22 protein-coding genes are annotated in these 25,082 nt (G+C 66.9%); 6 read left to right on the top strand and 16 right to left on the bottom strand.

All coding sequences use genetic code 11. The features are described 5' to 3' along the window. Window positions 1-15 precede the first annotated feature (15 nt). The 7 genes from AXYL_RS07470 to AXYL_RS07440 form a co-directional block, all read right to left on the bottom strand. Complete coding sequence (locus AXYL_RS07470; RefSeq protein WP_013392184.1) at window positions 16-768, bottom strand: ABC transporter ATP-binding protein; 753 nt, start codon at window positions 766-768, stop codon at window positions 16-18. Continuing rightward, complete coding sequence (locus AXYL_RS07465) at window positions 768-2,603, bottom strand: ABC transporter permease subunit (protein ID WP_013392183.1); 1,836 nt, start codon at window positions 2,601-2,603, stop codon at window positions 768-770. The genes AXYL_RS07470 and AXYL_RS07465 overlap by 1 nt, the downstream gene beginning before the upstream one ends. 5 nt (window positions 2,604-2,608) lie before the next feature. Beyond that, window positions 2,609-3,646 (bottom strand): branched-chain amino acid ABC transporter permease, encoded by a 1,038-nt coding sequence (locus AXYL_RS07460; protein WP_013392182.1) that lies wholly within the window; start codon window positions 3,644-3,646, stop codon window positions 2,609-2,611. Window positions 3,647-3,796: 150 nt separating this feature from the next. Continuing rightward, entirely contained in the window at window positions 3,797-4,960 is a 1,164-nt protein-coding gene (locus tag AXYL_RS07455; protein ID WP_013392181.1) for an ABC transporter substrate-binding protein, read from the bottom strand. A gap of 243 nt (window positions 4,961-5,203) precedes the next feature. Beyond that, window positions 5,204-5,761, bottom strand: a complete 558-nt coding sequence (locus AXYL_RS07450) for a biotin transporter BioY (protein ID WP_013392180.1) — start codon at window positions 5,759-5,761, stop codon at window positions 5,204-5,206. 40 nt (window positions 5,762-5,801) lie between these two features. Next, complete coding sequence (locus AXYL_RS07445) at window positions 5,802-6,398, bottom strand: energy-coupling factor transporter transmembrane component T family protein (RefSeq protein ID WP_013392179.1); 597 nt, start codon at window positions 6,396-6,398, stop codon at window positions 5,802-5,804. Continuing rightward, window positions 6,395-7,072: an energy-coupling factor ABC transporter ATP-binding protein gene (locus tag AXYL_RS07440; protein WP_013392178.1), complete on the bottom strand. Its 678-nt coding sequence runs from the start codon at window positions 7,070-7,072 to the stop codon at window positions 6,395-6,397. Before AXYL_RS07440 ends, AXYL_RS07445 begins: the two co-directional genes overlap by 4 nt. A 52-nt stretch (window positions 7,073-7,124) precedes the next feature. Between AXYL_RS07440 and msrB the strand changes: the two genes are divergently transcribed. From msrB to AXYL_RS07425, 4 genes are read left to right on the top strand one after another with little or no spacing between them, the layout of a single operon-like run. After that, a complete protein-coding gene (msrB, locus tag AXYL_RS07435; protein WP_013392177.1) occupies window positions 7,125-7,523 on the top strand; it encodes a peptide-methionine (R)-S-oxide reductase MsrB in 399 nt (132 codons plus the stop codon). After that, entirely contained in the window at window positions 7,524-8,102 is a 579-nt protein-coding gene (locus AXYL_RS07430) for a septation protein A (RefSeq protein WP_013392176.1), read from the top strand. Between the two features lie 59 nt (window positions 8,103-8,161). Further along, a complete protein-coding gene (locus tag AXYL_RS34275; protein ID WP_013392175.1) occupies window positions 8,162-8,431 on the top strand; it encodes a BolA family protein in 270 nt (89 codons plus the stop codon). 17 nt (window positions 8,432-8,448) lie between these two features. Then, window positions 8,449-9,225, top strand: coding sequence for a peptidylprolyl isomerase (locus AXYL_RS07425; protein WP_013392174.1), 777 nt, complete (start codon window positions 8,449-8,451; stop codon window positions 9,223-9,225). An 83-nt stretch (window positions 9,226-9,308) separates the two neighbouring features. Here the strand turns inward: AXYL_RS07425 and AXYL_RS07420 are convergent, their stop codons facing one another. From AXYL_RS07420 to AXYL_RS07405, 4 genes are read right to left on the bottom strand one after another with little or no spacing between them, the layout of a single operon-like run. Next, on the bottom strand, window positions 9,309-10,298 hold the full coding sequence (locus tag AXYL_RS07420; RefSeq protein WP_013392173.1) for an alpha/beta fold hydrolase: 990 nt from the start codon (window positions 10,296-10,298) through the stop codon (window positions 9,309-9,311). Between the two features lie 9 nt (window positions 10,299-10,307). After that, window positions 10,308-11,153 (bottom strand): TauD/TfdA dioxygenase family protein, encoded by an 846-nt coding sequence (locus AXYL_RS07415; protein ID WP_013392172.1) that lies wholly within the window; start codon window positions 11,151-11,153, stop codon window positions 10,308-10,310. Window positions 11,154-11,170: 17 nt separating this feature from the next. Further along, on the bottom strand, window positions 11,171-12,319 hold the full coding sequence (locus AXYL_RS07410) for a M24 family metallopeptidase (protein ID WP_013392171.1): 1,149 nt from the start codon (window positions 12,317-12,319) through the stop codon (window positions 11,171-11,173). Window positions 12,320-12,340: 21 nt separating this feature from the next. Continuing rightward, window positions 12,341-13,321 (bottom strand): tripartite tricarboxylate transporter substrate binding protein, encoded by a 981-nt coding sequence (locus AXYL_RS07405; protein ID WP_013392170.1) that lies wholly within the window; start codon window positions 13,319-13,321, stop codon window positions 12,341-12,343. A 149-nt stretch (window positions 13,322-13,470) separates the two neighbouring features. Here AXYL_RS07405 and AXYL_RS07400 point away from each other — a divergent pair, with 149 nt between their 5' ends. Further along, on the top strand, window positions 13,471-14,265 hold the full coding sequence (locus tag AXYL_RS07400; protein ID WP_013392169.1) for an IclR family transcriptional regulator C-terminal domain-containing protein: 795 nt from the start codon (window positions 13,471-13,473) through the stop codon (window positions 14,263-14,265). A gap of 24 nt (window positions 14,266-14,289) precedes the next feature. Here AXYL_RS07400 and ligA read toward each other — a convergent pair whose 3' ends face one another. The 3 genes from ligA to smc are packed head-to-tail and all read right to left on the bottom strand — an operon-like array spanning window position 14,290 to window position 21,058. Beyond that, a complete protein-coding gene (gene ligA / locus AXYL_RS07395) occupies window positions 14,290-16,398 on the bottom strand; it encodes an NAD-dependent DNA ligase LigA (RefSeq protein WP_013392168.1) in 2,109 nt (702 codons plus the stop codon). Then, window positions 16,399-17,478 (bottom strand): cell division protein ZipA C-terminal FtsZ-binding domain-containing protein, encoded by a 1,080-nt coding sequence (locus AXYL_RS07390; RefSeq protein WP_013392167.1) that lies wholly within the window; start codon window positions 17,476-17,478, stop codon window positions 16,399-16,401. A gap of 46 nt (window positions 17,479-17,524) precedes the next feature. Next, entirely contained in the window at window positions 17,525-21,058 is a 3,534-nt protein-coding gene (gene smc / locus AXYL_RS07385) for a chromosome segregation protein SMC (protein WP_013392166.1), read from the bottom strand. 298 nt (window positions 21,059-21,356) lie between these two features. On the opposite strand from smc, the gene lplT reads away from it, so the two are divergent. Continuing rightward, window positions 21,357-22,670 carry a lysophospholipid transporter LplT gene (lplT, locus tag AXYL_RS07380; RefSeq protein ID WP_013392165.1) on the top strand — a complete coding sequence of 438 codons (1,314 nt, stop codon included), beginning with the start codon at window positions 21,357-21,359 and terminating at the stop codon, window positions 22,668-22,670. Between the two features lie 79 nt (window positions 22,671-22,749). On the opposite strand, the gene AXYL_RS07375 is transcribed toward lplT, so the two are convergent. Then, window positions 22,750-23,751 carry a uracil-DNA glycosylase gene (locus tag AXYL_RS07375; RefSeq protein ID WP_013392164.1) on the bottom strand — a complete coding sequence of 334 codons (1,002 nt, stop codon included), beginning with the start codon at window positions 23,749-23,751 and terminating at the stop codon, window positions 22,750-22,752. After that, entirely contained in the window at window positions 23,748-25,001 is a 1,254-nt protein-coding gene (locus tag AXYL_RS07370) for a bifunctional tRNA (adenosine(37)-N6)-threonylcarbamoyltransferase complex dimerization subunit type 1 TsaB/ribosomal protein alanine acetyltransferase RimI (RefSeq protein ID WP_013392163.1), read from the bottom strand. The genes AXYL_RS07375 and AXYL_RS07370 overlap by 4 nt, the downstream gene beginning before the upstream one ends. Window positions 25,002-25,082: the final 81 nt, after the last annotated feature.

The following is a 25,082-nucleotide window of genomic DNA, read 5'->3' as shown; positions in this document are numbered from 1 at the left end:
TGCGCACGAGGTCGATCAGCCTTGCTCGCCGCCCTTGCCCAGGCCCAGATAGCTTTCGATGACCTTGGGATCGCCGGCCAGTTCGCGCGCCGGACCGTGCAGGATGACTTCGCCGGTTTCCAGCACGTAGCCGTAGTCGGCCACTTGCAGCGCCGCGCGTGCATTCTGTTCGACCAGCAGGATCGCCACGCCGGTCTCGCGCAGGCGCGCGATGATGTGGAAGATCTCGCGCACGATGCGCGGCGCCAGGCCCAGGCTGGGCTCGTCGAGCATCAACAGGTTGGGCTTGGCCATCAGCGCGCGGCCGACGGCCAGCATCTGGCGTTCGCCGCCCGACAGGGTGCCGGCCTGCTGCGCACGGCGCTCGCGCAGCCGCGGGAACAGGTCGAACACTTCGTTCAGCGTGTCGCGCCAGCCGCTTTCGCGGGCGCGGTAGCGACGGAAGCCGCCCAGCAGCAAGTTGTCTTCCACCGACATGGTGCCGAACAGTTCGCGGCGCTCGGGCACCAGCGACATGCCGGCCGCGACGCGGCGTTCGACCTGCCAGCCCGACACGTCGGTGCCGGCGTACTGCACGGTACCGGCCGCGTGGCCGGTCTGCGGCAGCGCACCCATCATGGCGTTCAGCATGGTGGACTTGCCGGCGCCGTTGGCGCCGATCACGGTAACGATGCTGCCAGCGGGCACGGTGAGCGAGGCGCCCACCAGCGCGCCCACCTTACCGTAGCGGGCGGACAGGTTGGTGACTTCGAGTACGGGAGCGCTCATCACACGCCTCCTGCCGACACGGGTTTGGCCTGGTCCGCTTCGGGCAGGTCGTCATCGATGCCGCCCAGGTAGGCTTCCAGCACCGCCGGGTTCTTTTGCACGTCGGCCGGCACGCCTTCAGCCAGCTTGGTGCCGAAATCCATCACCACGAGGTGGTTGGTCAGACGCATCACAAAATCCATATCGTGTTCGACGAGCAGAATGCTCATGCCCTCGGCGCGCAACTGTTCCAGCACGCGCGCCAGGTCCTGCTTTTCCTTGTAGCGCAGGCCGGCGGCGGGTTCGTCCAGCAGCAGCAATACCGGGTCGGAGGCCAGGGCGCGCGCAATTTCCAGGATGCGTTGCTGGCCCAGCGCCAGGTTGCCCGCCTGCTCGTACAGGTACTCGCCCAGGCCGACGCGCTTGATCTGTTCGGCGGCTTCGTGCAACAGCTGCGCCTCGCGGGCGCGATCCGAATGCAAGGCGCCCGCCAGCACGCCGACGTCCGAGCGCAGGTGCGCGCCCAGCGCCACGTTCTCCAGCACCGTCATGCCCGGCAGCAGTTGCACGTGCTGGAAGGTGCGGCCCACGCCCAGCTTGGCAATCTCGCGCGCCGAACGGCTGTCGATGCGCTGGCCCATGAAGGTGACCTTGCCGCGCGTCACCGGCAGCACGCCGCTGATCAGGTTGAAGGTCGTGCTCTTGCCAGCGCCGTTCGGGCCGATCAGGCCCATGATTTCGCCGGAGGCGACCTTGAAGGAAATGTCGTTGACCGCGACCAGGCCGCCGAACTCCTTGCGGATGGCATCCACTTCGAGCACCACCTGGCCCGCTTGCGGACGCGCGCGCGTCGGCAGGGCCGGCGCCGGCGCGGGCGGCGCCAGGTTCCGGCGCGATCCGTCGGCGCCGGTGATGCTGCCCCACCAGCCCGCCAGGATCGGCCACAGGCCGTTGCGGGCGTATTGCAGCATCAGGATCAGCAGCACGCCGAAGACGATCATCTCGAAGTTGGCGTTGGTATCGAGCAGCTTGGGCAACAGGTTCTGCAACTGGTCCTTCAGCACCAGGATGACGCTGGAGCCCAGCAAGGCGCCCCAGACGTAGCCGGCGCCACCGACCACCGCCATGAACAGGTATTCGATGCCGTAGTTGATGCCGAACGGGCTGGGGCTGACGGCGCGCTGCATGTGCGCATAGAGCCAGCCGGACACGCAGGCCAGCAATGCCGCCCAGACGAAGATCACGACCTTGTAGGCAGCGGTGTTCACGCCCATGGATTCGGCCATGCCGGCGCCGCTCTTGAGCGCGCGGATGGCGCGCCCGGGACGCGAGTTCAGCAGGTTGCGGGTCGCCCACAGCGCCAGCAGCACGAACACCCAGATCAGGTAATAGATGTGGCGGCCGCTGGCCAGCGACATGCCGAAGATGCTGATGGGCTCGATGCCGGCGATGCCGTCATGCTTGCCCAGCCAGTCGATGTTGCCGAACAGGAAGTACAGCGACAGGCCCCAGGCGATGGTGCCCAGCGGCAGGTAGTGGCCCGACAGGCGCAGGGTGATGGCGCCCAGCAGGTAGGCCACGACGGCCGTCAGGACCAGCCCGGCCGGCAGCGCCAGCCAGGGCGAGACATCGTATTGCGTGGTCAGGAAGGCGGTGGTGTAGGCGCCCAGGCCCACGAACGCGGCCTGGCCGAACGAGGTCAGGCCGCCCACGCCGGTCAGGAGCACCAGTCCCAGCACCACCAGGCTGGCCAGCCCGATGTAGTTGAGTTGCGTCACCCAGAATTCGGGCGTGGCCGACACCAGCGGCAGGCCCGCCAGGACGACGAGAAAGAGGACGAGCAAAATGCGGTTCATGACGTTTATTCCTCTTCGTCCACGTGATGGGTGCTGAACGAACGCCACACCAGAACCGGGATAATCAGGGTGAAGACAATCACTTCCTTATAGGCGCTGGCCCAGAAGGACGAGAAGGATTCCAGCACGCCCACCAGCAGCGAGCCCGCGGCGGCCACGGGGTAGCTGGCCAGACCGCCGATGATGGCGCCGACGAAGCCCTTCAGGCCGATCAGGAAGCCGGTGTCGTAATACACCGTAGTGATGGGCGCGATCAGCATGCCGGACATGGCGCCGATGGCAACCGCCAGCGTGAAGGTCAGACTGCCGGACATGGTGGTGCTGATGCCGACCAGGCGGGCGCCGCGGCGATTGACCGCCGTGGCGCGCAGCGCGCGGCCATACAGCGTCTTGCCGAAGAACAGCCACAGGCCGATGATCAGGATGGCGCAGGTCGCCACCACGAACAGGCTTTGCGCCGACCAGGTCATGAAGCCCAGGTCGATCTGTCCGCTGACGAAGGCGGGAGTGCGCCAGCCTTCGGCGCCAAAGAACACCAGCGCCAGGCCGGTGAGCGCGAAGTGCACGGCCACGGAAACGATCAGCAGCACCAGCACGGTGGCTTCGGCCAGCGGCTGGTAGACGATGCGGTAGACCATCGGACCCATAGGGATCACCAGCAGCAGCGTCAGCAGCATGTTCAGCCACAGCGAATTGCCGGGTGCGGTGTAGGTCACGGTCAGCCACAGCAGCGCCAGCGGCAGGACCACACAGGTGGCGATGGCCTTGGGCAGCGCGGCGGCGCTACGGGTGCGCAGTGCGCGCAGCAGCTCGAGCGCCAGGCAGACGACGCCCAGCAGCGGCAGGAGATAGGCGGTGCCCGGCACTTTGCCGTCCACCAGCATGGCCAGGGTCAGGGCGCCGAACGCCACGAACTCGCCCTGGGGAATGAAAATGACGCGCGTAACGGCGAATACCAGCACCAGAGCCATGCCCAGGAGGGCATAGATGGCGCCGTTGACGACACCGTCTTGCAGCAGGATCAGCGCAATTGTGGAATCCATCTAACAACCTTATTTATTCTGGTGTTCCGGCCGCACCCGGGACACTGATACGACACACCGGCCGGAAAGGCCGGTGCGAAGCATTGCTGGGGTGCCGCGCGGCGGGCGCCGCCGCGCTTTATGCACCCTTGGATCGGGCGATCCTGGGGATTACAGGCCGGGCTGGTAGACCCACTTGCCGCCTTCCACCTTGACCATCACGCGCGAGCGCTCGTCAAAGCCGGCGTGGTCCGTCGGCGACATGTTGAATACGCCTTGCGAGGCGGCCAGGTCCTTCACGCCTTCCAGGGCGTCGCGCATGGCGGCGCGGAACTCCGGCGTGCCGGGCTTGGCGCCCGACTTCAACGCCACCGGCAGTGCGGCCACGACCAACTGACCGGCGTCCCACATGTGGCCGCCGAACGTGTTGGTGGAACCGGCGCCGTTGGCCTTTTCGTAGGCTTCCACATAGGCCAGGGCCGATTTCTTGACCTGGTTGCTGTCCGGCAACTGAGCCGCGACCAGCAGCGGGCCGGCGGGCAGCAGCATGCCGTCGCAGTCCTTGCCGCAAACGCGCAGCACGTCGTTGTTGGCGGCGCCGTGGGTCTGGTAGATGGTGCCGCCGTAGTTGCGGGCCTTCAGTTCCTTCTGCGGCAGGGCCGAGGGGGTGCCGGCGCCCGCGATCAGGATGGCGTCAGGCTTGGCGCCGACCAGCTTGAGCACCTGGCCCGTCACGCTGGTGTCGGTGCGGCTGTACTTCTCGATAGCGACGATTTCGATGCCCTTGGCCTTGGCGGCCTTTTGCATCACGTCCAGCCAGCCGTCGCCGTAGGCGTCGGCAAAGCCGATGAAGCCCAGGGTCTTGACCTTGGACTTGGCCATGGCGTCAGCCAGGGCGCCGGCCATCAGCGCGTCGTTCTGCGGGGTCTTGAAGACCCAGCGGCGCTTGTCGTCCACGGGCTCGACGATCTTGGCGCTGGCGGCCACGCTGATCATCGGCACCTTGGCTTCGGCGGCCACGTCGACCATGGCCAGCGAGCCCGGCGTGACCGAGGTGCCGATCAGCACGTCGACCTTGTCGTCGGTGGCCAGTTTGCGCGAGTTCTTGACGGCTTGCGTCGTGTCGGTAGCGTCGTCCAGGACGATCCATTCGATCTTCTGGCCGGCCACTTCCTTGGGCAGGAGGGCCACGGTGTTGCGCTCGGGGATACCCAGCGACGCGGCGGGGCCGGTGCTGGACACGGTCACGCCAACCTTGACCTGGGCGCTCGCCAGTAGCGGCAGGGCCAGGGCAATGGCGGCAGCCGCCGCGGACAAGCCGAAGTGCTTGCGCATATTTTTGTCTCCTGTGGTGGCTCTTGGGCGCCTCGGTCGAGGCTAAGGCGAGCCTAGTTAAAGTTATACAGAAAAAAATATTATAGGGTTAAAACAGTATCAGATGACGATGCGCAACTCCGGTAATTCCCTGATGTGCTACCCGAAACACGTTTTAGCAAACGCATTCGTTAATGGCGAACTTGTACTAGATAAGTTCGCCAGCCGTCAGTTGGGGGATTCCCTTGGAAAGCGGCGCGCGTCTCAGCGCCCCAACATCGGCCACACGCGCTCAACCCGCGACGCTACCCAGGCCGCGACCACGGCCTTGGCCAAGTCGCCGGGCAGGAATACGGCTACCGCCATCGCCGCCTTGGCCAGGCCCATCTTCGTCACCGCGGCCAGCCATGGCACGCCGCAGGCGTAGACCACGGCGATGCCGCCGACCACGCATGCGACCACATAGCCGGCGAACTTCGCCCAGCCGCCGACGGCGCGTCCCGCGAGGCTGCGCGCCAGCCAGCCCGTCACGAAGGCGCCCACTACCAAGCCGACAAGGAAGCCGCCCGTTGGCCCAAAGAAGGCGCCCAGCCCTCCCCGGCCGCCCGGCAGCACGGGCAGCCCGACCGCCGCCAGCGCCAGGTACAGCAGGCAGGCCAGCGCGCCGCGGACGGGTCCGAGCATCGCGCCCGCCAGCATGGCCCCCAGGGTCTGCAGCGTCACCGGCACCGGGATGGCCGGCAGCGGAATCGGCGGAATCAGACTCAGGACCACGATCAGCGCCGCGAACAGCGCAATCAGCACGGTATTACTGGATTTCACGGTTTTTCCCCTTTGGGAGATGGAACAGGGCGCGCAGCCCTCAGTGGCTGCGCGCGTCTATTGCTTCGGATACTTCCTGCGCCCTTTTCAGCGTCAGCACGATCAGGGGCACGATCAGCGCCACCGGATTGGCGCCCAGCCCGCGGGCCGCCTGCGCTTCGCGGATTTCCTGGAAATTGCGCCAGATCTCGGGCACGAAACGCAGGGCCAGCGCCAGGGCCAGCGCGACCTTGCCGGCATCCACCAGCCGCATGCGTTCAAGCGGCATCAGCGCCTTTTCGCAGACGGCGATCAGATCGGACGTGCGGGTGGCGAGCGTGACAGCCAATGCCAGCCCGACCATCGCAGCGACGCGCAGCAGCACGGCCAGCGCCTCCATCCCGCCCTGGAACCAGGCGGTGAACGCGCCCACGGCCAATAGCACCCATGCCAATCCTTTTACCTGGCGCCAGACCGTGGCTGCGGCCACGCCCGTGGACCAGACCAGCGCGGCCGCCGCCAGGAAGGCTGGCGCCAGCCAACGCGGGTCACGCAACAGGAACAGGCCCGCGCCCGCCGCCATCAGGGCCAACAGCTTCAGCCACGCCGGCAGCCGGTGCAGGAAGGAGTCGCCCGCGACGTACAGCGGTTCCATCATGCGCAGTGCTCCCGGTACCAGCGCAGCGCGGCGGCCGGCTTGTCGTCGGCCGCGATATTGCCGTCGCGCACCACCACGACCCGGTCGAAATCCTCCAGCAGCTCCAGATCGTGGCTGACGACGATGGCGTCATGGGGCAGGCCCGCAATGGCATCGCGCACACGATTACGGTTGCGCAGATCCAGCTGGGTAGTGGGTTCGTCGAACACGATCAGCGCCGGCTCCATCACCAGCACCGCGGCCAGCGCCACCAGTTGGCGTTCGCCGCCGGACAGCGTGTGGCTGGTCCGGTCCGCCAGATGGCCCACGCCCAGGTGGCCCAATTGGGCGTCGATGCGGGCTTCGCGTTGCTGCCGGTCCGGGGCCAGATGCTTCAGGCCGAACGCCAGGTCCTCGCGGACGATGGGGAAGACAATCTGATTTTCGGGATTCTGGAATACGAAACCGACCTGACGACGGACAGCCTTCAGGTCGCGGCGGGTGTCCAGCCCGCCCACCCTGACGCTGCCAGCGGAAGGCAGCACCAAGCCGTTGATCAGCCGCGCCAGCGTGCTCTTGCCGGCGCCATTGGGACCGACGATGCCGATGCGGCGTTCGGCCAGCGTCAGGCTCACCCCATTCAGCACTTGCGCCTGGGGCGTGGAAACAACCGCCTGGTCAAACTCGATTAACATGGGGCGGGATTATGCCCGAACCATTTCGGGCATCGGGACTCCAAGAGCTCATATGGACAAAGTACGAAAATCCGACGCCGAATGGCGTGCCCAGCTTTCCCCCGAAGAATACGTCGTCACCCGTGAAAAGGGTACCGAACGGGCCTTCACCGGGCGCTACTGGAATACGTTCAGCCACGGCATCTACCGCTGCGTGGGCTGTGGCACGGCGCTGTTCGCTTCCGACACCAAATTCGATGCCGGCTGCGGCTGGCCCAGCTATTTCCAGGCGCTGGATCCGGAACTGGTGCGCGAAGAACGCGACACCACCCACGGCATGGTCCGCACCGAAGTGCTGTGCAACGTCTGCGACTCGCACCTGGGACACGTCTTCCCCGACGGCCCCGAGCCCACCGGACTGCGCTATTGCATCAATTCCCTGTCGATGACGTTTGAACCCATAGAAGACTGAATGAAGAAGTTCCTGTTCGACCTGTTTCCGCTGTTCCTGTTCTTCATTGCCTATCGGTACACGGACATTTTCATCGCCACGGGCGTCGCCATGGCCGCGGCCGTGCTGCAGATCGTCTGGCTGAAGGCGACGGGCCGCGCCACCGAGGCCATGCACTGGATCAACCTGACCGTCATCCTGGTATTCGGCGGGGCCACGATCTGGCTGCACAGCGACGTCTTCATCAAGTGGAAGCCCACGGTGCTGTATTGGCTATTCGGCGGCGCGCTGGTGTTTGCGCGCCTGCTGTTCGGCCGCAACCTGATCCGCCGCCTGATGGAAAAGCAGATCCAGCTGCCTGACGCCGCCTGGGAGCGGCTGAACCTGGTCTGGGCCGGCTTCTTCCTGATCGCGGGCGCGCTCAACCTGTACGTGGCGTTTTCCGGCCATTTCACCGAATCTCAATGGGTCAGCTTCAAGGCCTTCGGCCTGATGGGCCTGATGGTGGTCTTCGTGATCGGCCAGTCGATCTGGCTGGGCAAGCACATCCAGACGGAGGATCAGGCCCCCTCCTCCGACACCCCGCCCCGCCAGCCCTGAAGCCGTCCGATTCCCCGGCCCGCGCCCCCTGCCCGCGCCGGAACTAAACCTATACCTCCATGTCAGACACCACCGACCGCATTTCCCTGATCCGGGAGCGGCTAGCCGTCCTGGAACCCGTCAGCCTGGACATCCTGGACGACTCGCATTTGCATGCCGGCCACGAAGGCAGTAAAAACGGCGCCGGCCACTATCGCGTGATCATCGTAGCGCCTTGCTTTGCGGGGCTCTCGGCCGTTGCGCGGCATAGGCTGGTGTATCATCATTTGCAAGATTTGATCCCCTATCCGATTCATGCGCTTGCGCTAGATGCCCAGGCTCCCAAATAGAAAGTAAAAGGATATTCATGAAACGCATCGTCATGCTGGCTGCAGCCTGCGTCATCGCCGTGCCGGCTTTCGCTCAGAACGTGGCTACCGTCAACGGCAAGGCCATTCCGCAAAAGAGCCTGGATCAATTCGTCAAGCTGCTGGTCAGCCAGGGCGCCACCGATTCGCCGCAACTGCGCGAACAGGTCAAGCAGGAAATGATCAACCGCCAGATCTTCGTGCAAGCCGCCGAAGCCAGCGGCATCGCCAAGCAGGCCGACGTCCAGACCGAAGTCGAGCTGGCCCGCCAAGGCATCCTGGTCCGCGCCCTGATGGCCGACTACCTGGCCAAGCACCCGGTGTCGGACGCCAAGGTCACGGCTGAGTACGAGAAGATCAAGAAGGAACAGGCCGGCAAGATGGAATACAAGGTCCGCCACATCCTCGTCGAAGACGAGAAGACGGCGAACGACCTGCTGGCCCAGATCAAGAGCAACAAGAGCAAGTTCAACGACTTGGCCAAGAAGAATTCCAAGGACCCCGGCAGCGCCGAAAAGGGTGGCGACCTGGGTTGGGCTCCCCCGACCAACTACGTCCAGCCGTTCGCGCAAGCCGTGACGCAGCTGAAGAAGGGCGAACTGGTCGACAAGCCGGTGCAAACCCAGTTCGGCTGGCACATCATCATGGTCGACGACACCCGTCCGGTGGAATTCCCGCCGCTCGACCAGGTGCGCCCGCAGCTGGAAGAAATGCTGCGCCAGCAAACCCTGGCCGACTACCAGAAGGAACTGCGCGAAAAGGCCAAGATCCAGTAAGCCTTGCCGCACAGATGAAAAATGCCCGCGCAAGCGGGCATTTTTTCGCCTGCATTTCCTGGGCCGGGCCGGCTCCCCGCCCGCTAGGCCAGCGCCTGCCTCAGATGGGCATTCCAGAGAGGCCCCTCCAGCAGCGGTGACAGGTGACCGTAGCGCCCCGCCACACTCACCTGAACGACATTGCCGGGATACGGGAGCTGCGCCTGGGCGGCCGGATCATCCGGCGCGAACAGCTCGTCCGACGCGCAACGCAGCCAGCGCATGGGTGTGGCCGACTCCAGCAGCGCGCCGCGCGCGTCGTAGCGGCAGGCCGACGTCCTGAGCGCCGCCATGGACCAAGGCGAGAAGCTCGCCGCCCAGGCCCCAGCCTCGGCCCGCAAGCGCGGCGCCACGTCGGACTCGCCAGCGTCGGCCAGCCACCGGGCATAGCCGTAGCGGCGCAAGGTCGCACAGCGCAGTTCGACCCATTCGTTCCACGCATCCGCATCGTCCGAGTCAATCGCAGCAGCGAGTCGCCGCAGGCGCTGCGCGTCCGCCATGCTGCCGCCGCCGCGCGGCGCCGAGGCCAGCGCCACGACCCGTCCGACGGATAGCGGCGCGGCCACCGCCCACTGGAAAGCTTGGTAACCGCCAAAGGAATAGCCCACCACGGCATCCAGCCGTTCGACGCCGATCGCGCGCAGCCATTCCCCCTGCAGGCGCACGCCATCGGCGATCGATACGGCTGGAAACGCGCTGGCCGCGGCGCCGGTCGGCGCGCTGCTGCCAAAGCACGATCCCAGTGCGTTGGGCGCCAGCACGCAGGTGTCGCGCGTGTCCAGCGCCGCCCCCGGCCCCAACCAGGGGCTGGCCCAGCCGGCATCGGGATAGACCTCCCCCTCGTCCGTCCTCAAGGCCTGCTGGCTGCCCGATATGCCATGCAGCAGCAACACCACGGCACGCGCGCGCTCTGGCGGCGGGCCGTAGCGGGCCCAGGCCAGCCGGGCTGGCGCCAAGGCCTCGCCACTGTCCAGCGGCAGGGAGTCGACCTGCGCCACGCCAGCGGCATGATCGATGAGCTGGTTTGCGGCCACCGGCGGCTCCTAGACGGGACGCTCGCCCATGACCGTCGTGCGGTAGATCGTGCGCCGCATGCTGGCTGGCAGTTCGCGGGTGGTGGCCTTGTGCATCACGCAGCGGTTGTCCCACATGACCACGTCGCCCGGTTCCCATTGCAGCGCGTACTGGTACTTCTCCTGCGTGCAATGCGCGAACAAGCGTTCCAGCAGTTCCTGGCTGTCCGCCTCGCCCCAGCCGGATACTTCGGCGGTCATGCCAGGGTGCACATACAGCGCCTTGCGACCCGTCTCCGGATGCGTGCGCACGATGGGGTGTTCCACGTCGGGCGTGCCTGCCAGTTGGCTGGCGTCCATCTTCACCTGGGTGCCCTCCTCGGCCCTGGTGTTCTTGGGCCGGTAGCGGTGCACTGCCTGCAGGCCCGCCAGCTGGGATTGGACGGCGCCGTCCAGTTCCTCGTAGGCCCGGTACATATTGATGAACAAGGTGTTGCCGCCTTCCGGCGGTATCAGTTGGGCATTGAGGATGGTGGCCTTGGCCGGACATTCGCGGAAGGCGAAATCCGAATGCCAGTACGAACCGCCGTCGGCGATGCCTGCCGGCACGCCGTTCTTGACCTCGTTGGACAGCACGAATATCTCGGGATACTCAGCGTGGTTGTACTGGGCCAGCACGTGAATATCCAGCTCGCCCAGGCGACGGCTGAAGCGCAACTGGCCTTCGGGCGACAGGCGCTGGTTCTTGAAAACCAGCAACTGATGGCGCAGGAACAGCGCGTTCACATCCTCGAACGCCGCGTCGTCCAGCGTTTCCAGATCCACGTCATGCACGGCCGCGCCGATCAGCGGGCTCAGGGGTATCGCATTCATCATGGGGCTCCTGCCTAGGTTCAGGGAAGACGGTGCACGCGGGCCTCGGTGCGCACCAGCGGCTCCGCGCCGTGCTCGCCGATCAACACCGGGTACTCCAGCCGCATGCCGCCCAGGCCCGGGCGGTACAGGTGCGTGCCCAGCGCCACCACCATGCCGGGCGTGACGAGGTCGCGGCTGCGCAGGTTGATGAAGGGCCGGGTACGCGCGCAGGTGCCCAGGCCATGGCCGAACAGGGGCAGGCCGAACTCGCTCAAGCCATGCTTTTCGAACACGGCGATGCCACGGCTGGCACACTCCGCTATCGGCCTGCCGGGCGTCAGGGACGCCAACATGGTCTGTACGGTTTCTTCCCAACAATCGATCAGCTTGCTCTGCGCCGGGTCCGGCTTGCCCAGGAACACGGGCAAGGCGGTATCGGCCATATAGAGATCCAGCAGCGGATGCAGGTCCAGGATCACGAATTCGTTCGGCCGGATCGCGCGGTCCGTCGCCTGCTGGGTGACGCCCCGCAGGAAGCCCGTGCGCTCGCCCGCGCCGACTTCGGTGCCGCCCGTCACGGCCCAAGACCAGGTGCTGCCCCGCCGCCGGATTGCACGCTCGATCTCGCCGGCGATCTCGTTCTCGGTCGCCCCGGCCCGCACCGCGTTCATGCCCTGCTCGAAGCCGTAGTCCGATACCTCCGCCGCATGGCGCAGGCGCTCGATCTCGGCCGCGTCCTTGATCAGCATGACGTCGTCGATCACGTCCACGCCATTCTCGAACTTGATGTCGGGCAAATGGCTGGTCAGGTCGAAGTATTCGGCGGCCGTCAGCATGCCCGGCGCCACCTGCGCCGCCCCCGGGTGCGACAGGTCCAGCGCGACCTTGCCCCGCGTCAACCCGTGGTGCTCCAGACGCTGGCGTATCAGTTGCGGAAAGTCCGAGAACTCGAACTCGTACATCTCCATCTGATGGCCTTCGGCCCGCACGCGCGAGGCGTCCATGGCCCAGTAGATGAACTCGCAATGCCCGTCGGCGGTGACCAGCACGGCGCCGCGCCAGGGCATGAACGCGCCGCTCAGGTAATGCAGCGCGCCCTGGCGGGTGCCCAGGTAGGCGTCAAAGCCGAGTTCGCGCGCGTGCTGGGCGACGCGCTTGCGGCGGGCCTGAAAATCGATGGACTGCATGTGTCACTCCTCTTTGGGGATTCAGGAAACCGATGCGCCGGAAGCCTTGACCACGGGCGCCCATTTCTCGGTTTCGTCGGCGGTGAAGCGGGCGAAGTCGTCGGGCTTGCTGGCTACAGGGTCGGCGGCCTGAGACACCAATTGCTCCCGCACGCGGGGATCGGCCAGCGCCCGGGCGATTTCCTGCTGCAGGCGTTCGACGATGGGGCGCGGCGTGCCTGCGGGCGCGAACACGCCTATCCAGGACGTCATGGCGTAGCCAGGCAGGGTTTCGGCCACGGTCGGCACGTCGGGCGCGGCCGGGGAACGCTGCGGACCGGTCACGGCGATGGCGCGCAGCTTGCCGGCCTTGATCAGGGGCTGGGCGATGACCAGGCTGTCGAAGGCCAGGTCGGCCTGCCCACCGATCACGTCGGTGAGCGCGGGCAGGCTGCCCTTGTAAGGGATGTGCTGCATCTGCACGCCCGCCATCTCGTTGAACAGCTCGCCGGACATGTGCATCGAAGTGCCGCTGCCGCCCGAGGCGCGGTTGAGCTTGCCGGGGTTGGCTTTGGCGTAGGCGATCAGGTCCGCCACCGAGTAGATGGGCAGCTTGGGGTTGACCACCACGACCAGTGGATACGACACGACCTGCGTTACCGCCGCGAAGTCCTTCAGCGGCTGGAACGGCATGGACTTGTACAGGGTCTGGTTGATGGCATTGGTGCCTATCGTGCCCATCAGGATGGTGTAGCCGTCCGGGGCCGCCTTGGCCACGGCGTCCGCGCCGATGTTGCCGCCCGCTCCGGGCTTGGCCTCGACGATGACCGACACGCCCATGCTCTGGGTCATGCGTTCGGCCAGCAGGCGGGTGACGATCTCAGTGGGCCCGCCGGCCGCGGCGGGCACCACGAAGCGGATCGGTTTGCTGGGATAGGCCTCGGCCGCGCTGGCGGCGGAAGTGGCCGCCATTCCCGCCGCCAGGGCGCATGCGCCCAAGGCGCTCAGTAGTCTCCTGCACATGGCATGTCTCCGTTGTTGCGGGACGTACCAGGCGTGTGCCCTGGTCGACCCATCTAATTAACGAACAATTGTTCGCTAATTGGCATTTTATGGGGATTGCGGCGGATGTCAAACTACAATCGAACTTCCAACGACAAGACCGCCGATACATGGACACGACATTGCCGGAACCGAAAGAAAGGAAAGAGGAGTTTCTGGACAGCCTGGCCAATGGCCTGCAATTGCTGCAGATCTACGCCACGGGCGTGGCCAGCGTGACCGTGCAGGAAGCTGCCGAACAGCTGGACGTGACGCGCGCGGCATCGCGGCGCATCCTGCTGACGCTGGAAAAGCTGGGCTATGTGCGCCAGGACGGCAGGGATTTCTCGCCCACGCCCAAGGTCATGGACCTGGGATACGCCTATTTCGCTTCGCTCAGCCTGCCCAAGCTGACCCGCGCGACCATGCGCGAAGTCGCGCAGACCGTGGGCGAAACCTGCTCGCTGGGCGTGCTGGACCGGCAACACGTCGTATTCCTGGCGCGCGAGGAAGGCCCCAAGCTGCTCAAGCTGGACCTGTCGGTAGGCAGCCGCCTGCCCGCCTACGCCCATTCGCTGGGCCGCACGCTGCTATCCACGCTGGATGACGAAGCGCTCGACGAGTACCTGGAGAACGCGGACCTCAAGCGCCTGACGCCCTACACGACGGTGTCGCGCAGCGCCTTGCGCAAGCTGATCCGGCAGGTGCGCCAGGACGGCTACTGCATTTCGGTCAGCGAATTGGTGGACGGTTTTGCGGGCGTGGCCGTGCCGCTCTACAACCACGAAGGCAAGGCCGTGGCGGGCCTGAGCGTCAGCATGGTGCTCGGATCGCGCGAACCCGAGGAATTGAAGCGGCAGCATCTGCCGGCCTTGCAGCGCGCGGCCGCCGCCATCCGCGACATGATGCCGCGCAGCACCATCTGATCTGGATCGGGCGGCAGGACGGCCTCAGCCGCCCTGCTCGCCCAGCAAGGTTTTCAGTCCGTCTTCATCCAGCACCGTCACGCCCAATTCTTGCGCCTTGGCGAGCTTGCTGCCGGAATCTTCGCCGGCCACCAGATAGGCCGTCTTCTTGGACACCGAACCGCTGACCTTGCCGCCGGCGGCCTGGATGCGCATCGAGGCTTCTTCGCGCGTCCAGTTGGGCAGGGTGCCGGTCAGCACGAAGGTCTTGCCGGCCAGGGTGGTCGCTTGCGGCGCCGCCTCGGCCACGGGATTCACGCCCTGCGCCTTGAGCTGTTCGATCACGTCGCGGTTGTGCTGCTCGGCGAAGAAGCGGCGGATCGAGGCCGCCACCACCGGACCCACATCGGGCACGGAGGACAAGGCGTCCTCATCGGCGTCCATGATGGCGTCGATGCTGCCGAAATGGCGCGCCACGTCGCGCGCCGTGGTCTCGCCCACGTGGCGGATGCCCAGCGCGTACAGCAGGCGGTTCAAGGCCGGCGCGCGCGCCTTGTCGATGGCGGCCACCAGATTGTCGGCGGACTTCTGGCCCATGCGGTCCAGCCCCACCAACTCCAGCGGGCGCAGGCTGTACAGGTCAGCCAGGGTCTTGACCCGGCCGCTGTCGACCAGCTGGTCCACCAGCTTCTCGCCCAGGCCTTCGATATCCAGCGCCTTGCGGCTGGCGGCATGCCAGAGCGTCTGCTTGCGCTGCGCGCCGCAGAACAGGCCGCCGGTGCAGCGCGCGATGGTCTCGTCTTCCAGGCGTTCGATGGCGGAGCCGCAAATCGGACAGGCCGTGGGCATGACGAATTCGCGCGCGTCGTCTGGCCGCTTTTCCAGCACCGGGCCCAACACTTCGGGAATCACGTCGCCCGCGCGGCGCACGATGACCGTATCGCCGATGCGCACGTCCTTGCGGCGGATCTCGTCTTCGTTGTGCAGCGTAGCGTTGGTGACGGTGACCCCGCCCACGAACACCGGCTTCAGGCGCGCGACCGGCGTGATGGCGCCGGTGCGGCCCACCTGCACCTCGATATCGAGCAAGGTGGTGGTGGCCTCTTCCGCGGCGAACTTGTGCGCCAGCGCAAAGCGCGGCGCACGCGCCACGAAGCCCAGCACCTTTTGCGCCGGCAGCGAGTCCACCTTGTAGACCACGCCGTCGATGTCGTAGGGCAACTCGGGCCGCAGCTTGCCGACCTTTGCGTAGAAGGCCATCAGGCCCTCGGCGCCGCTGGCGCGGTGGTTGTGCTTGACGTTGACCGGCAGGCCCAGCGAGGCCAGCCAATCCAGCATGGCGCCATGGGATTTCTCGGGCAACTGCGAGGCCTCGGCCGCGCCCGCCGACGCTTCGGCGAACAGGCCGCCTTGCGTGCCCGCCAAGCCCTGCACCTCACCCCAGCCATAGGCAAAGAAACGCAGCGGCCGCTTGGCGGTGATGCGCGGATCCAGCTGGCGCAGGCTGCCCGCGGCGGCATTGCGCGGATTGACGAAGACTTTTTCGTCGCGCTTGGCCTGGGCCTGGTTCAGTTTTTCGAAGTCGGCGCGGTTCATCAGGACTTCGCCGCGGACTTCCAGCACCTTGGGGAAGGTCCCCTTGAGCTGCAGCGGGATCGCCTTGATGGTGCGGATATTCGAGGTGACATCCTCGCCGGTCTGGCCGTCGCCGCGGGTGGCGGCCTGCACCAGGCGGCCATCCTCGTAGCGCAGGCTGATCGCCAGCCCGTCCAGCTTGAGTTCGCAGAAGTAATCGGCTTGCTGCGCCGGACCCAGCAGGCCCGCGCCGCGCAGCGTGTCGGTGACGCGGCGGTCGAAAGCCGCCACGTCCTCTTCGTCGAAGGCGTTGCCCAGCGACAGCATCGGCACCACGTGGCGCACGCTGCCAAAGGCGGAGACGGGCGCCGCGCCCACGCGCTGCGTGGGCGACTCCGGCGTCACCAGTTCCGGATGCTCGGCCTCCAGGGCCTGCAGTTCGCGCATCAGTCCGTCGTACTCGGCATCCGAGATCGACGGTTCGTCGTAGACGTAATAGCGAACGTTGTGCTGTTCGATTTCGGCGCGCAAGCGCGCCGCGGCCTGCGCCGCGCTTTCACCGCCAGACGTGCTGTTCATTTACGCAAACACCCTTAGGGCGCGCTCGCTGCCGGCGGGCAGGCCCGCTTGTTCAAGCTGGCCGAACAGCACCTGGAGGCGCTCGTCGATGACCGTTTCCGAACCATCGGCCAGCGGCTTGCCCTGATCGTCGACCAGGTCCGCGCGCAGGCGGGCAGCCAGGTCGCGGCCCACATCGACCATGCGGCCGAAAGCGCGCTCGTCCGCCGGGCTGCAGGGCACGTCCAGCAGCAGGTACAGGCGTTCGATTCCGCCCATGCCGGCATCGAACGCCGCGCCGTCGCCGCGCGCCAGGGTGAAGCGGGCCACGCCATTTTCCGCCGGCCAGGCCAGGCGGCTGCCGTCCGAGACGAAACCGAGGTCGCGCGCCACCGACAGCACTTCGGCGGCGGGTTGGGCCGTGCCCAGCAACAAGGTCAGGCCGACCTGGGTATCCAGGGCGGCGCAGGTGTCGTCCAGGCGGGCGCCTTGCTCCAGCACGGCCTGCTGGTCCGGACCTTCAATGGTGGCGTCGAAGCGCTCGGCCATGTCCTGGGCGCGGGCCCAGGCTTGGGACCATTCGATGGCGGTCAGCGGACCGCTGCGGTTGGCCAGCAGCACGGCCAGTTGCATGGACGCATAGGATTCGCCGGCATGGACACGCGCACGGTGGCGGCGCTGGTCGGTTTCCGCGAACACGCGCATGGGCTTGCGGCCGACGTGGCGCAGGCTTTGCATGTAGGGCAGCAAGTCGGCGCCGCGCACGGTGTCGGCGAAGTTGATCTCGATGACCACTTCGCAGGCGGGATCGGGTTCTTCGGTATCGTCGGCATCGCTGCCGGGATCGACCGGCGCCGGCTGGCCGGGCTGGGCACGAGGGGTCTCGCCGCCCATGCCGGGTTCGCGGCGCGCCGCCGCGGCGCCCGCAGCCGACGCAGCGCCGGTTGCCGCGCCCGCCCCCAACAGCGGATCCTGTTCGGTGGAGGGGAAATGGGTCTGCATCTTGCGCCGGACACGCCGGTCCTGCCACCAGTTGAATCCCAGCACCAGCAGTATCAGCAATACGCCCAGGGCTATCAGCCCGATCTGCAAATCACTCATGTATAAATCCCGCGCCGAAACCCCGACGCCCTTCTGAATATTGGGTTTATGCCGCTTCGGAGGCCATCATCTGGACGGCCGAGTCTATGTCTACCGCAACGATACGCGAAACCCCTTGCTCTTGCATGGTTACACCGATCAGTTGCTTGGCCATCTGCATCGCGATCTTGTTGTGCGAGATGAACAGGAACTGGGTCTGCTCGCTCATGTTGGCGACCAGATTCGCGTAGCGTTCCGTGTTGGCGTCGTCCAGCGGCGCGTCCACCTCGTCCAGCAGGCAGAACGGCGCGGGGTTGAGCTTGAACAGCGCGAACACCAGGGCGGTCGCGGTCAGGGCCTTTTCGCCGCCGGACAGCAGGTGGATGGTGCTGTTGCGCTTGCCCGGAGGCTGGGCCATGACCTGCACGCCGGCGTCGAGGATTTCCTCGCCCGTCATGCTCAGCTTGGCCTCGCCGCCGCCGAACAGCTTGGGGAACAGCTCGCCGAAGTGGCCGTTGACGACGTTGAAGGTCTCTTGCAACAGCTCGCGCGTCTCGCGGTCGATCTTGCGGATGGCGTCCTCGAGGGTCTCGATGGCGCTCATCAGGTCCTGGTTTTGCGAATCCAGGAAGCCCTTGCGCTCGCGCGAGGTGTTCAATTCGTCCAGCGCGGCCAGGTTGACCGAGCCCAGGGATTCGATCTGGCGCGAAATGCGGCCCACTTCGGACTGCAGCCAGCTGGCGCGGCGCCATTCGTCGGACTGGTTGGCCAGGTCCTGGGCCAATGCCTCGCGGTCGACTTCGCGCGCATTCAGCTGTTCGGTGAACTGCTCCTCGGCCAGGCGGGCGGCCTGTTCCTGCAACTGCAATTCCATGATGCGGGCGCGCCGCGGTTCCAGCGTCTGTTCCTGCTGCAGGCGGTCTTCGTCCGCGCCGCGCAGCAGGGCCGCCAGGTTTTCGAGTTCCTGGCGCGCGCGCGACAGCGCTTCCTCGCGCTCGGCGCGCGCTTCCAGGGCGTCCTGCAGGCCGGCTTGGGAGGCCGAGGCGTCCAGCTCGGCCAGGTCCACCAGCAACTGCTCCAATTCGACGCTGCCGCGTTGGCTCTGGTCGGCGGCCAATTGCTGGTTGCGCTGCAGGTCGGTGATGCGGACCTGGATGCCGCGTTCGGCGAATTCGGCTTCCTGGGCGGCGCGTTCGAGTTCGCGCAGGCCGGCGCGGGCCGCTTCGGCCTGGGCCGCCAGGGTTTCGCCGTCGATCTCGGCATCGGCGAAACGGGATTGGTGTTCGGCCAGCTCTTCGTCCAGAGCCTCGAAGCGGGCCTCGGCCTCTTCGCGGGCAGCGCGCAGGTCCTCTTCCTGGACCTTGATTTCTTCCAGGTCCTGGCGCAGTCGCGAGGCGCGCTCGCCGGATTGCTCGGCCTGCTGCTGCAGGCGCGAGTGCTCCAGCTGGATGTCATGCACCCGGCGAGTGACTTCCGCCACGCGCTGGCGCGCCGGGGCAATGGCCTGGGACACCTGCTGCCAGGCGACTTCGGCGCGGGCGACCGCGGCGCGCGCCTGGTCGGCAATCAGCTGCTGCGCCTTGATCTCGCGCTGCAGGTTCTCGATTTCCTGCTGGCGCGCCAACAGGCCGGCCTGCTCGGAATCCGGCGCGTAGAAGCGCACGCTGTGGGCGTCGACCAGGTGGCCGGCCTTGACCACGCAGGCACCGCCCGCGGGCAGACTGGCGCGCATGGCCAGGGCCTGGGTCACGTCGGTGGCCGTGTAGATGCCGCCCAGCCACTCGTTGAGTAGTGTGCGCAGGTCGGGATCGGTGATGCGCAGCAGGCTGGCCAAGGACGTCAGGCCGGCAGGCGCGGCGGGCGCCGGCGCCGCGACCGGCAACTGGTAGAAGGCCAGACGGGCTGGCGGCGCATCCTCGGCGAAGGCGCGGGCCCAATCCAGGTTGCGCACTTCCATGGAGGCCATGCGCTCGCGCAGGGCGGCTTCCAGGGCGGTTTCCCAACCGGGTTCGATGTGCAGCTTCTGCCACAGGCGCGACAGCCCGGCCAGCTCATGCTTGGCCAGCCAGGGTTCCAGCGCCCCCTGCTTCTGCACGTCTTCCTGCAGCTTCACCAGGGCCGACAGGCGGGCCTCCAGGCGCGCCAGGTTCTGCACGTCGGTCTGGGCGGCGGCCTGGGCGCGGCTGCGCTCGGCATCCGCTTCCGGCACGCGGCCTTCCAGGGTGGCCAGCGCTTCCTGGGCTTCCTCGAGCTGGTCCTCGCCGGCGACACGGTCGCCGGCCAGTTGCTCCAGGCGCACCGGATCAGGGCTGTGCAGTTCACGCAATTCCTGCTGCAGGCGCTCGCGGCGCTGGTCCAGCGCCTGCATCTGGCGGTCGGCGTCGCGCTGCGACTGGGCCACCAGGGCCAGATTCTGTTCGACGCGGGCCAGCGCGGCGCGCATCTCGTCGCGCCCCGAGGCGGCTTCGCGCACCCGCTGCTCCACGGCCGGCAGCGCGGCCTGGGCGTCCTCGGCCTTGGCCCGCGCCTCTTCGGTGCGGGCGGCGCCCGCGGCCAGGTCTTCCTCGGCCTGGGCGATCTGTTCGGTGCAATGTTCGCGCTGGGCGGTCCACTCGCCGATCTGCTGCTGCAGCTGGTCGCGGCGCGCCTGCAGGCGGTTGCGGGAATCGACCACGTGGCGGATTTCGGCTTCCAGGCGGCTGACCTGCGCGTTGGCCTCGTACAGCCCGCCCTGGGCGGTATGCACCGCGTCGCTGGCGGCGTAATGGGCCTGGCGGCGGGACTCCAGCGCAGCTTCGCCCGCCCGCAGGCCGGCGATGGCGGCTTCCAGCTCGTTCTGGGCCTGCGCCATCTCCTGGGCCTTCTTGGCGCGTTCTTCGCGCGCCCCGGTTTCCTTCAGGAACCACAGCGCGTGCTGCTTCTTTTCACCGTCGGCCTGGAGCTCGCGGTAGCGCGTGGCCACTTCGGCCTGCGCCTCCAGCTTTTCCAGCTGGCTGTTGAGTTCGCGCAGGATGTCTTCGACGCGGGTCAGGTTCTCGCGCGTGTCGGACAGGCGGTTTTCGGTCTCGCGGCGCCGTTCCTTGTAGCGCGACACCCCGGCCGCCTCTTCCAGGAACACCCGCAGTTCTTCGGGGCGCGCCTCGATCAGGCGGTTGATCATGCCCTGGCCGATGATGGCGTAGCCGCGGGCGCCCAGGCCGGTGCCCAGGAAGATGTCGTGGATGTCGCGGCGGCGGACCTGCTGGTTGTTGACGAAGTAGCTGCTGGTGCCGTCGCGGGTCAGCACGCGGCGCACCGCGATTTCCGCGTAGGTGCTCCACTGGCCGGCGGCGCGCCCCTCGCTGTTGTCGAACACCATTTCCACCGAGGCCCGCGCCGCCGGCTTGCGGTTGCCGGAGCCGTTGAAAATGACGTCCTGCATGGACTCGCCGCGCAGTTCCGAGGCCTTGGCCTCGCCCAGCACCCAGCGCACGGCATCAATGATGTTCGATTTTCCGCAGCCATTGGGACCCACCACACCCACCAGTTGGCTGGGCACGGGAATCACGGTGGGATCGACGAAGGACTTGAAGCCGGCGAGTTTTAGCTGAGTAAGACGCACAATACGATGACGACGGGGTGGGTTGAACGAAAGGCGTTAACGGACCTGCCGCACAGATTGCAAACCGGCCCCTGGAGGGCCGGCTTACACATGGGTCGTATGATACCGCAGGCAGTCTGTCCCCAAACGTCAGCAAGGGTCAAGACGAGTTGTCCCTGAGGCTTGCCGGCGGTCAACCCGCGGGCAAACGCTCAATGGCCGCCACCTGAGGTCCGGCTATACTCCCTGACACTTTTTTGCGCGACACATAAATTTTCACGCGGACTGGCCGGGGCCAGGCCTGAGAACGGGGACATTCTTGAAACGTGGTTTCTATCTGGTCATGGCCGCGCAGGCCTTCTCGTCATTGGCGGACAACGCGCTGTTCATTGCAGCCATCGCCTTGATACAGGAGCTGCATGGGCCGGACTGGATGGCGCCCATGATGAAGTGGTCGTTCGCGCTGGCCTATGTGGTCCTGGCCGCCTTCGTCGGGGCGCTGGCGGATTCCTTCCCCAAGGGCCGCGTGATGTTCTCCACCAACGCGCTGAAGGTGGTCGGCTGCATGCTGATGTTCTCGTATGCCAGCATCGGCGTCGCCCCCCAGTACCAGACCTACCTGATCTGCGCGGCATACGCCATTGTCGGCATCGGCGCCGCGGCCTATTCCCCCGCCAAGTACGGAATCGTCACCGAAATGCTGCCCCCGACCATGCTGGTCAAGGGCAATAGCTGGATCGAGGGCCTGACGGTCTTCTCCATCATCCTGGGCACGGTGCTGGGCGGCGTGCTGATTTCGTCCTCTGTCTCCAGCGCCCTGCTCAGCCATTCCTTCATCGGCAAGCTGGTCCACACCCCGGCCGAAGCCGCGATCCTGGTCATCGCCTTCGTCTACCTGCTGGCGGCGCTGTGCAATCTGCTGATTCCGCATACCCACGTGCGCTACCCGCCGCAGCAGAAGAACCCGGTGCGGCTCATCCGCACGTTCTGGGGCTATGTCTGTGTGCTCTGGAAAGACAAGCTGGGCCAGATCTCGCTGGCCGTCACCACCCTGTTCTGGGGCGCCGGCGCCACCCTGCAGCTGATCGTCATCGAATGGGGCCGCAGCCACCTGGGATACCAACTGGACAAGGCCTCGATGCTGATGGGCGTGGCTGCGCTGGGCACGGTGGTCGGCTCCATCCTGGCGGGCCGCATTCCGCTGCGGCGCGCGCTGGCCGTGCTGCCGGTCGGCGCCGCGATGGGCCTGGTCGTGCTGCTGATGCCGCTGGTCTACTCGCCCTGGAGCGTCTACCTGCTGCTGCTGATCACGGGCGGCCTGGCCGGCTTCTTCGTGGTGCCGATGAATGCGCTGCTGCAGCATCGCGGCCACGTGCTGCTGTCGGCCGGCCATTCCATCGCCGTGCAGAACTTCAACGAACAGCTCAACATCCTGCTGATGGTCGCCATGTACACGCTGCTGCTGTGGCTGCAGCTGCCCATCAACATCATCATCGTCATCTTCGGCACCGTGGTCGCCGTGCTGATGGTGGTCTTCATGCGCTGGAGCAAGCGCAACCTGCAGGCCAACCCCGAACTGCACGACCAGATCGGCCAGGAAGGCCACGGCCGCGCGCTGGATTCCTCGCACTAGGTCGGCGCAGCGGTTCCGCAGCAACGAAAAACCGGGCCGAGGCCCGGTTTTTCGTTGCCCGCCTTTCAGTGCGCCGGGCTCAGCCCAGCCGCGCCACCGTCAGGCGCAGATCCTGCCAGGCGCGCGCCTTCTCGCTGGGACTACGCAGCAAATAGGCCGGGTGGTAGCTGACGACCACCGGAATCTCCACACCCTCGTCCGTCTTCAACTGATGGATGCGCCCGCGCAAGCTGCCTATCGTGGCGTCCGTGCCCAGCAGCGTCTGGGCGGCGAAACGGCCCAGCACCAGGATCCGCTCAGGCTTGAGCAGCGCGATCTGGCGCATCAGGTAGGGGCTGCAAGCCGCGATTTCCTCCGGCTTGGGATTACGGTTGCCGGGCGGGCGGCACTTGATGACGTTGGTAATGAACACGTCGCGCTCGCGGCTCATGGACACCGACGACAGCATGGCGTCCAGCAACTGGCCCGAGCGGCCCACGAAGGGCTGCCCTTGTCGGTCCTCTTGTTCGCCCGGCGCCTCGCCCACCACCAGCCAGCGCGTGGGCTGGCCGCCATGGCCGAAGACCGCGTTGCGGCGGCCCTTGCACAGGCCACAGGCAGCGCAGGCGACGACCTGTTCGTGCATTTCTTCCAGCGTGGCATTGCGGATCGCTTCGGCCACGGGTACCGGTGGCGGGGGCGCAGCCTCCTCCGCCGCCTTGGGCACAGGACGCGGCGGCGGGCCGCTGCGGTTCAGGATCGAAGCCGGTATGCCGGGACGGCCGGAAGCAGGCGCGGCTGGAGCCGATGCTGCGGGAGCCGGCGCTTCAGAAACTGGCGCCGCGGCGGCCGGTGCAACTGCTGCCGGCATTGGTGCCTCAGCGGATGGCGGCGCAAGCGGCGGCGAGCCGACCGCGGGCGCCTGCGCACCTTCCGTCAAAACTTCCTTGGAAACAGGGACTTGCGGTTCAACTGCGGGCCGACTGGGCGCGGGCGCCGGGCGCAGCCACAGCCGCTCCATGCCGATCTCGCGCAGCCAGATGCGCTGCAGCGGGTTGACGCGAGGCGCGGCCGATGGCGACGCTGCTGTGGGCTGGCTCATGCCGCCGCTCCGTCCGTCGCGAAACGCTTCTGCATGACCAGGGCGTCTTCCCTGCCGCCTTTTTCGGCCGGGTAATAGCCCCGCCGCACGCCGATCTGCAAATACCCGTGCCGCTTGTAGAAATTGATGGCCGACTCGTTGGAGGGGCGCACTTCCAACAGCACGCCCTCCATGCCGCGTTCACGCGCCTGCTGCTCGCACCAGCCGAGCAGCACGCCGCCCAGGCCCTGGCGGTGCAGCGGCTTAGCCACGGCGATCACCAGCAGGTGCGCCACGTCGGGCGCGAACATGAGGACGCAGAACCCCGCCAGCTTGCCTTCGCGCCGCAGCACCCAGGCGCCATAGCCGGCCGCCAGGGCATCAGCGAAATTGCCGCGGGTCCAGGGAAAGGCCTGCACGTGCGCCTCCAGCGCCACGACCTCGTCCAGATCGGCATCGGTCATCGGCTGGGGCACCCAGGGCGCCAACGACGGCTGGGCCTTGGGATTGCCGCCCTCCCCGCGCATGCGCTCGGCGGTGGTGAACGCCACCTTGTCGCGCACATAGAGCGGCGCGGCCAGCTCGGGCGCCACGGCCTCGCCCCGCATCCAGCCCTGCCGCGCCAGGCGGGCGACGCTAGCCGCTTCCGGCCGCCGCGCGCTGTCCGCGCGGCGCCACTCTGCGGGATGCTCCATGTCGGACGCGTAGGCATCCCATGCGTCGCCAGCCAGCAGCAGTTCCAGCGGCTGGCCCGCAGCGGCCGACCAGGCCGGCAGATGATGGGCAGTCCAGGGCACGACTTCGGCCGCGGCGATAAGCAGGGGCGCCTGCAGGACTTCCCACGAGATTTCACCGTCCGCAACGCCCGCCTGGCGGTAGACGGCCAGATAGACTTCGTTCATGCGGGCATCCAGCGCCACCACGATCGCATCCGCCGGCGTCGCCTCCACCTGTGCGGCGACCGCCTGATGAGAGACAATGGGAAGTACCGGGATGCCCAGGCCCAGGCCCATGCCTTGAGCCACTCCGCAGGCCACCCGCAGGCCGGTGAATCCGCCCGGACCCTGGCCAAAAGCCACCGCATGCAAGGCGGCAGGCGCCAGTCCGGACTCCGCCAGCAGCTCGTTGGCCATGGGCAAGAGCCGTTCCGCGTGCTCCTGGGAACCTTCATGCTCCCTGACGCTGACCTCCAGGCGGCCATCGACCGCCCGCAACAGGGCCACGCCGCAACGGGACGAAGAGGTTTCCAAAGCCAGCAGGTTTAGTTCCATAGATGCAGATTGTACGAAATACCGTGAGTCCGCCCCCGGTTATCAGGCTGATGCCGGGGGGATTTCAACCATGGTTCGCAA

This window comes from Achromobacter xylosoxidans A8, from assembly GCF_000165835.1.
Lineage (GTDB): Bacteria > Pseudomonadota > Gammaproteobacteria > Burkholderiales > Burkholderiaceae_B > Achromobacter > Achromobacter xylosoxidans_B.
This window is presented reverse-complemented; position numbering and strand designations above follow the sequence as displayed.